Origin of the sequence: Methanoculleus sp. UBA291, assembly GCF_002499755.1 — an archaeon.
Taxonomy (GTDB): domain Archaea; phylum Halobacteriota; class Methanomicrobia; order Methanomicrobiales; family Methanoculleaceae; genus Methanoculleus; species Methanoculleus palmolei.
In genome coordinates, this window is the sequence record NZ_DANC01000053.1 from 25,528 (window position 1) to 32,399 (window position 6,872).

Annotated in this window: 12 protein-coding genes; 5 read left to right on the forward strand and 7 right to left on the reverse strand. The window is 60.4% G+C overall.

Annotated features, from left to right (window positions below; all coding sequences use genetic code 11):
- Nucleotides 1–303: 303 nt before the first annotated feature.
- The 4 genes from BP737_RS12735 to BP737_RS12750 form a co-directional block, all read right to left on the reverse strand.
- On the reverse strand, nt 304–651 hold the full coding sequence (locus tag BP737_RS12735) for a DUF86 domain-containing protein (RefSeq protein ID WP_292410833.1): 348 nt from the start codon (nt 649–651) through the stop codon (nt 304–306).
- Nucleotides 635–937 carry a nucleotidyltransferase family protein gene (locus tag BP737_RS12740; protein ID WP_292410834.1) on the reverse strand — a complete coding sequence of 101 codons (303 nt, stop codon included), beginning with the start codon at nt 935–937 and terminating at the stop codon, nt 635–637. Before BP737_RS12740 ends, BP737_RS12735 begins: the two co-directional genes overlap by 17 nt.
- Before the next feature lie 94 nt (nt 938–1,031).
- Nucleotides 1,032–1,808 carry a hypothetical protein gene (locus BP737_RS12745; protein ID WP_292410835.1) on the reverse strand — a complete coding sequence of 259 codons (777 nt, stop codon included), beginning with the start codon at nt 1,806–1,808 and terminating at the stop codon, nt 1,032–1,034.
- A 262-nt stretch (nt 1,809–2,070) separates the two neighbouring features.
- The gene (locus BP737_RS12750) at nt 2,071–2,280 is read right to left on the reverse strand and encodes a hypothetical protein (RefSeq protein ID WP_342686238.1); all 210 of its coding nucleotides are present in this window, start codon (nt 2,278–2,280) and stop codon (nt 2,071–2,073) included.
- Between the two features lie 457 nt (nt 2,281–2,737).
- Here BP737_RS12750 and BP737_RS12755 point away from each other — a divergent pair, with 457 nt between their 5' ends.
- The gene (locus tag BP737_RS12755; protein ID WP_292410837.1) at nt 2,738–2,956 is read left to right on the forward strand and encodes a hypothetical protein; all 219 of its coding nucleotides are present in this window, start codon (nt 2,738–2,740) and stop codon (nt 2,954–2,956) included.
- Between the two features lie 664 nt (nt 2,957–3,620).
- On the opposite strand, the gene BP737_RS12760 is transcribed toward BP737_RS12755, so the two are convergent.
- The 3 genes from BP737_RS12760 to BP737_RS12770 form a co-directional block, all read right to left on the reverse strand.
- Complete coding sequence (locus BP737_RS12760) at nt 3,621–3,758, reverse strand: hypothetical protein (RefSeq protein WP_292410838.1); 138 nt, start codon at nt 3,756–3,758, stop codon at nt 3,621–3,623.
- A 117-nt stretch (nt 3,759–3,875) separates the two neighbouring features.
- A complete protein-coding gene (locus BP737_RS12765) occupies nt 3,876–4,223 on the reverse strand; it encodes a DUF86 domain-containing protein (protein ID WP_292410839.1) in 348 nt (115 codons plus the stop codon).
- The gene (locus BP737_RS12770) at nt 4,207–4,509 is read right to left on the reverse strand and encodes a nucleotidyltransferase family protein (RefSeq protein ID WP_292410840.1); all 303 of its coding nucleotides are present in this window, start codon (nt 4,507–4,509) and stop codon (nt 4,207–4,209) included. Before BP737_RS12770 ends, BP737_RS12765 begins: the two co-directional genes overlap by 17 nt.
- A 332-nt stretch (nt 4,510–4,841) precedes the next feature.
- Here BP737_RS12770 and BP737_RS12775 point away from each other — a divergent pair, with 332 nt between their 5' ends.
- From BP737_RS12775 to BP737_RS12790, 4 genes are all read left to right on the forward strand, one after another.
- Nucleotides 4,842–5,108: a hypothetical protein gene (locus BP737_RS12775; RefSeq protein ID WP_342686239.1), complete on the forward strand. Its 267-nt coding sequence runs from the start codon at nt 4,842–4,844 to the stop codon at nt 5,106–5,108.
- Between the two features lie 178 nt (nt 5,109–5,286).
- A complete protein-coding gene (locus BP737_RS12780) occupies nt 5,287–5,679 on the forward strand; it encodes a hypothetical protein (RefSeq protein ID WP_342686240.1) in 393 nt (130 codons plus the stop codon).
- Between the two features lie 100 nt (nt 5,680–5,779).
- Nucleotides 5,780–5,911, forward strand: a complete 132-nt coding sequence (locus BP737_RS12785; protein ID WP_342686241.1) for a hypothetical protein — start codon at nt 5,780–5,782, stop codon at nt 5,909–5,911.
- A 26-nt stretch (nt 5,912–5,937) separates the two neighbouring features.
- Nucleotides 5,938–6,872 (forward strand): polysaccharide deacetylase family protein (locus BP737_RS12790; RefSeq protein WP_342686242.1); only part of this gene is annotated, 935 nt, incomplete at its 3' end.

Consider the following 6,872-nt stretch of genomic DNA (forward strand, 5'->3'; position numbering starts at 1 on the left):
CCTGTAACGTGCAGAGGGGCGGGAGATCGGCCCAACGTCCCCTCTAGAGACGATACTATGGAAGGTGGGAAACAGAGATCGGTTTGCGGCAGGTGAATGCTGGGCGCGGTTCTTTCACCGACACACGGCCCCGGCATCTCCGATGGCATAGAGGCCGGGCTCCCCGGAGAGAATGGTAGAGGATGGCCGCTCAGAAAGAGTCATCATCGCCACAGCCCCCCGCTCATCGAGGGTCGGTTGCTCCCCTCGATCTCCCTGCTGTCCGTCTCGATATCGGTCATGGGTATCCTCACAGGCGAGAAGTTATCGAATAGGTTCCTTATCAAGCATCTGCCTGACCGCAACCTGCAGGTCCGGGAGCTTGTTCCGGACGACGTCCCACACGATCTCGTCATGGATACCGAAGTATGCGTGAATCAGGATGTCCCGCATCCCCATGATCTTTCTCCAGGGGACGCCGTTATACTCACCTTTGAGCGGCTCGGGGATGAGCTTCGCGGCCTCGCCGATGACCATGAGGTTCCGGATCACCCCATCTTGCACGAGGTTGTTCTCCGTGAACGCTTCATAGTTCATCCCTCGTGTATACTGCTCAATCCTCTCGATAGCCTCGAGAATATCACGGAGATAGAGGTTATACTCCCGGGGCATACCGGATACTCCGGAGGATATACGGCGCGAGAGCCGGCTTGACGGTATCGCGATCGACAAGGTCGACTCTCCTCCTGAAGAGATCTTCGAGGAAGAACTTGAGGTCCATATACGCATCAAAGGAACGCCCGCCCTCCTCAAACTCGATGAGGATATCGATATCGCTCTCCTCATGCTCTTCCCCCCGGGCGAAGGAACCGAAGATCCCGATCCGCCGGATGCCGAGGTTCCGGATCTGCTCCCGGTGTTCCGCCAGCGCTCCGAGGATGCTCTCAGCCGTAAGCATGCTGCACCATACTCCTGTTACCCGTCGGTCGGGATAACGCTTTTCCCCCGCGGGTTGCCGAGCGGCGACCCTCTGTTTGATATCGTCGAGATATCTACCGGCCAGCGGCGGAGCGTAGCCGCAGACCTGCGCAAAAATACTCCGGTAGACGGTGAGCGGGGTGTGGTCGTGCCAGCAGTTGACATAGACCGGGACGACCCTTTGGATCTCCTCCCTGACTTCCCAGAAGAGCCGGCGGGCGGCGGTGGCCCTCCCGGCCCCCAGCAGACCACGGAGGACGGCGGAGAGGGCGCTCCCGCCCCGTAGGACAGGCCGGAGGAGGAAGGCGAGTCCCGGACGGTCTTCCTGGTGAAGGTGACGTAGGAGTCGCGACTGACGAGAGCGCAGCGAGCGGCAGGAGCAGGAGAAGGCCGAAGGGCTTCGACTCACGAGGGCTCGTTTGAACCAGAGCGTGAGAAGCCGAAGGCTTCGAATCACCCGACGGGTCGTGGCACTTGAGTTGAGCGTAGTAGGTCTCGCGGGCGTTGTTGCGCTCGGCCACTCCGCCCATCGCGGCCGCGAGGGTCGCGTTGGCGAGAGCCTCCGCGGCGTTCGCATTGAAGGCGGCGATCGAGGGGGACTGCAGGGAGACGCTCCCGACCCTTTTCGCGGTCTCCTCGTTGATGAAGTCCACCTTCGCGGTGTAGTGCTCGCGGTTCCGGACGACGGCGGCGACAGGCTGACCGCCGGGGCCGGTATACCCGACACACCCGAAGGGGTTGTCGTCGATGACGGTCTCGATGAGGTTGTTAAACGACGTTACGTCGGCGATCGGGACGGCGAGGTCCCGGATTGCCGTCTTGTTCACGGTCTTCTGCACGAAGTCTGCCATGGGTATCTCCTTACTTCCCGGAGATATGGGCAGACAACCCTACAGTACGCTCCTAGGTGATATCAGCCGGATCCTATCACCAGAGCTGCCGAGAGACCGAAGGCCATCCTATTGCTGTTTTTCCAAAGAGACCTCCTCCAGGAAGACGGGGCCATACCGGACACTCAGGAGAGTTACTCATTCTTTCCCGGGCCGGGACCTGCCGAACTGGGGTTCCGGGTGAATATCGTGACGAGAATGTTCGTATCGAGCAGATATCGGCTCATATACGGTTCCATTCATCCCGCAGGTTTCGAATTTCAGCCTTCAGATCGATGTTTAAGTCTCTGTATATTCCCCGATATTTTTCGGGATCCGGAACCCCAACCCGTTTGTCGGCAGGTTTTTCGGCATTCAGGCTGTCCCAGAGGTCGATTGGCACGATAACGCCAGTCTTTCTTCCTTCTGCATCACAGATGTATTGCACTCCCATGCCACACACTCCAGGATATGCAGATGTAGGTGCTCCAGGCAGATGATACTTTTCCCGCTCCGATCTCCTCCTCTTCGGGAACATCCACCACTGCCCGGTAAAACAAAACGTCCCCACAGGTAAGGGGGGCCGCCCCGGTTGCCAAGCTCCCGGCACGGGAAAAAAAGAGCGGGGGTAAGAGACTTCCTTTCACTCCGGTGCGGGGACGGCGTCGGCCCAGGTCGACCGCATCATGGATCGCGTCGTCCTCTCTGGACGAGGTCCGGATGGTCGTACAGGTGAAGATGGCGTTGGAGTCGCGATGTTCCGACAGGAGCGGGAGCACCGTCAGGAACGACGCTCCTCCTAGGAACGACTGTCCGCAGGACAGGAGTTTGAGAAGACATCAGGCTTCGAGGCGCGAACACAGTGAGCGTGAGCACCGTTAGGTGCGAGGAACAGAGTTGGAGCACCGGAGGTGCGAGTTGTGACTCCTTCCCGGGTGCGGACGGCATCTTCCACCAAGCGGCCATCCCGTCCGTGCCCCAGCCAGGAGTCGCTCTACACCCTCGCCCGCGCCATCAGCGACTTCATGCTGGCGCACATGCTGCACCTGACGAAGTTGGCGCTCCCCGGCCGGGCCTTCGTCAAACGGCTCCGACGACGCGTGGAACACGCCGACGAAACCGATCTATGAGGCGGCGCTCGCGGCGGGCATGATGCACGACCCCTGGGTGGACCCGGCGACGTCGCCGGACGTCCCGCCGGAGCTCTCGCGGGCGCGGACGCCACAAGGAGTACCGGGGGTTGGTGCCTGAAGAGGTGCGGCGGTTGTGCGGGTGCCAACACCCGGCGATCGTCGACGGGCGGAATGTTGTGGATCCGGATGTGTGGATCAACGCGGGGTTTGCGTACAGGGGGATCGGCTGGAACGATAAGAACCAGCACGCACTACAGGAATACTACCTCCTTTTTCAGTCTGACAGTTTAACGTGCGAGGCGGCATGGCAGGAGATCGCCGTTATCATCTTATGGAGGCTGAGATGGAAGCCGGTGTACGCAAACAGAGATCGTTTGTAGCGGATCTCCTTGCAGAATCAAGGGTGCCGTTGGTGAGTGAAGGTCTGAAAGGCCGACCTTCGCCCGGATAACTGAATCGACTTTGAGACCGCTTCTTGAAAAGCCTACGTGTGAAGTGGTTACCATAATCCCTGCCGGACCCGCTCCCACATGGATTTTTGACGAGATGAAGGCGAGGACCACATCGCGGTCACCCTCATGGAGGACAAGTGCCGGGCGCAGGTTTGTTGCGGTGAGATGGGGAGGAGGAAACGGTATCAGAACAATCTTTCCTTTCATCGCTATGCAGCCCCGGCATCCCTGATGGTATAGAGGTCGGGCTCCTCGGAGAGAAAAGCGGAGAGCGACCGCCCGGAGAGTTTCATCATCGCCATGCTCTCCCTCTCATTGAGGAGAAGATCGAGCTTTTCAGTGAGCACCCTGATGCTCTCCCTGACGTCTGCTTGCCGGTCATGAGTATCCTCAACAAGAAATTATGCAGATGATCAGGGATCTCGTCCCGGATCGTTCTCCGGATGAAGCGGGAAAAGTGATCCCTATCGGGTAGGTTCCTTATCGAGCATCTGCCTGACGGCAACCTGCAGTTCCGGGATTTTGTTCCGGACGACATCCCACACGATCTCGTTATGGACCCCGAAGTAGGCGTGAATCAGGATGTCCCGCATCCCCGCAATCTTTCTCCAGGGGATACTGGTATGCTCGCATTTGAGCGGCTCGGGGATGAGCTTCGTGGCCTCACCGATGACCATGAGGTTCCGGATCACTCCATCCTGTACAAGATGGTTCTCCATGAACGCTTCGTAGTCCATTCCCTGTGTATATTGCTCAATCCTCTTGATTGCCTCAAGGATATCACGGAGGTAGAGGTTATATTCCCGGGGCATACCGGACGCTCCGGAGGATGTGGGGTCTTAAAGCCGGCTTGATAGTATCGCGGTCGACGAGGTCGACCCTTCTCCTGAAGAGATCTTCGAGGAAGAACTTGAGATCCATATACGTGTCGAAAGAACGTCCCCCCTCCTCAAACTCGATGAGAATATCGATATCGCTCTCCTCGTGCTCTTCACCCCGGACGAAGGAACCAAAGACCCCGATCCGCCGGACGCCAAGGCTCCTGATCCGTTCCCGGTGTTCCGCCAGCGCTCCGATGATGCTCTCAGCCGTAAGCATGCCGCACCATATTTCTGTTACCCGCCGATCAGGATAACGCTTTTCCCTAGGTGGCCGGTCGCGGGGAGATGGTGACGCAACGCTTTACACTCATCTGGACAGGAGACTCCCTGCGGCAATCCACTGGATAGGCATGCTGCTCCCGGCGACAATCCTCGCCGGTGACCGGATGAGTAGCGGCAGGACAGACATTTTTCGCGCCCCGGATTCTTCAATATAACCCTTACGGTCAGCCTTTTTCTCTTCGACCTCCTATTGTCCTCCAGGAGGGTTACTAAGATGACCGAGGAGAAGACCACCCAGGAGCTCGGTCTTACGAGACGAACCGGGACGTGAAGTGGATCTGTAAGGCGCTGCAGAGAATGGAGGCGCAGGACGAGGAGTTTGAGGCCCGGATCCGGGCGCTGGAGGGCTGGCGCGCGGAGAAGGCCGGCGAGGAGAGGAGGTTATCGAGGGTGAGCGCCGGGGTCGGCGGGGTGGTGGCGGTGCTGGTGAGGGGGCCGGGCGGGGGGAGGAGCAGGCGTCCTCCCCGGCCGGTACCCCGGGTAGACGGATATCCTGGTTCAATTCAGAAGACCCTAAACCGCCCCCCAGCATAGATTCTTCATGCGCTACATCGTCACCGGCGGGGCCGGGTTCATCGGCTCGAACCTTGCGGACACACTCGCACCTACAGCACCACGATGCCATCATCATCGACAACCTCGCCACCGGCCGGCGGGTGAACATCGAGCACCTCCTCGACCACCTCCTCGACCACCTCCTCGACCACCCTGGGTGACATTCCTCGAGGGGAGCATCACCGATCTCGACCTCCTGATGGAGACACGACTGGCCGAAGGGCAGGAGCGGGAGCACCGGCAGGAACGACGTTCCATGGGAACGGAGTTCGAGCACCGGAGGTGCGAGTTGCGACTCCTTCCCGGGTGCGGACGGCATCTTCCACCAGGCAGCCATCCCGCCCGTGCCCCGGCCGGCCGGGAGTCCCTCTACACCCGCGCCGTCAACGACTTCATGCCCGGGCACATGCTCCACCTGACGGAGTCGGCGCAGGCGGGGAAAACCCTCGCGGGCGCGCGGATCGCGTTCCCCGGCCGGGACCTTCATCAACGACTCCGACGACGCGCGGAACACTCCGGAGGAGCCGTTCTACGAAATGACGCAATTTAAAGGCGCGCAGGTCGCGGTACACGGACCCAGATGGACCCAGATCTTACGTCGCCGGATGCACCGCCCGGGCTCTTGCGGGACCTCGAGGATGTGCTCCCGGGTGTGGACGCGGGGGGTCTTTGCCGGGCATAAGGAGTACCGGGGGCTGGTGTCCGCAGAGGTGAAGTGGTTGTGCGGGTGCGAGCGGCCGGCGGTCGTCGACGGGCGGAACGTGGTGGACCAGGATGTGTAGAGCGGGGCAGGGTGATAAGAATAGACATGAACTTAAACCGACGACACAAACAGTTCTATAATACAGTCATGCAGATGTACGACATTCTCCAGCGAGATCCAGAGATCTGGCACCTCTTCACCTGCGCAGAGGAGTACGACGAGACATTCAGGGACGGCTACGACCGGTTCCCTCACTATATGAGCGGCTACCGCGAGCCTTTTGAGCCCCGAGCCTCGCAGTACCTCGCAGAGCAGGGCTACCGCCCCGAGTACCCCGACGGCCAGCCGTTCGCCGTCTGCCTCACTCATGACATCGATACGGTCTACCGCTCCACTCTCTCTAAGGGGTATGCGACCCTCTCCTCCATGAAGAACGGAGACTTTGCAAAGGCCCTCGCAAACGCGAGGCAGATCCGGTCGAAGAAACTCCCCCTCTGCAACTTTCGTGAGATCATGGCCCTCGAAGAGCAGTACGGCGCCAGGTCGAGTTTCTACTTCCTTTCCCTCGCCCCGGGGGATCAGGACTATGCCTACGATGTCAGGGAGCTCGAGGGCGAGATAGGGAGGATCGCCGACGCCGGGTGGGAGGTCGGGCTCCACGGGGGCCACCGGGCTTACTGCGACCCGGAAGCCCTCACGACCGAGAAGCAACGACTGGAAGCGGTCCTTGGCCGGCCGGTCGTCGGCTACCGGAACCACTACCTCAGATTCCGGGTTCCGGAGACCTGGGAGCACCTCAGCCGCGCCGGGTTCCGCTACGACACCACCTTTGGATACGCTGACTGCGCCGGGTTCAGGAACGGGATGTGCCATCCCTTCAAGCCCTATGACCGCCGGGCCGGTCGCGAGATCGACATCCTGGAGATCCCTCTCGCGATCATGGATGGCACGCTCGATCGCTACATGCGGCTCGACGCCGGGAAGGCCTGGGAGGTCGCCCGCCGGCTCATCGACGCAACCGAGCGCTGCCACGGGGTCAT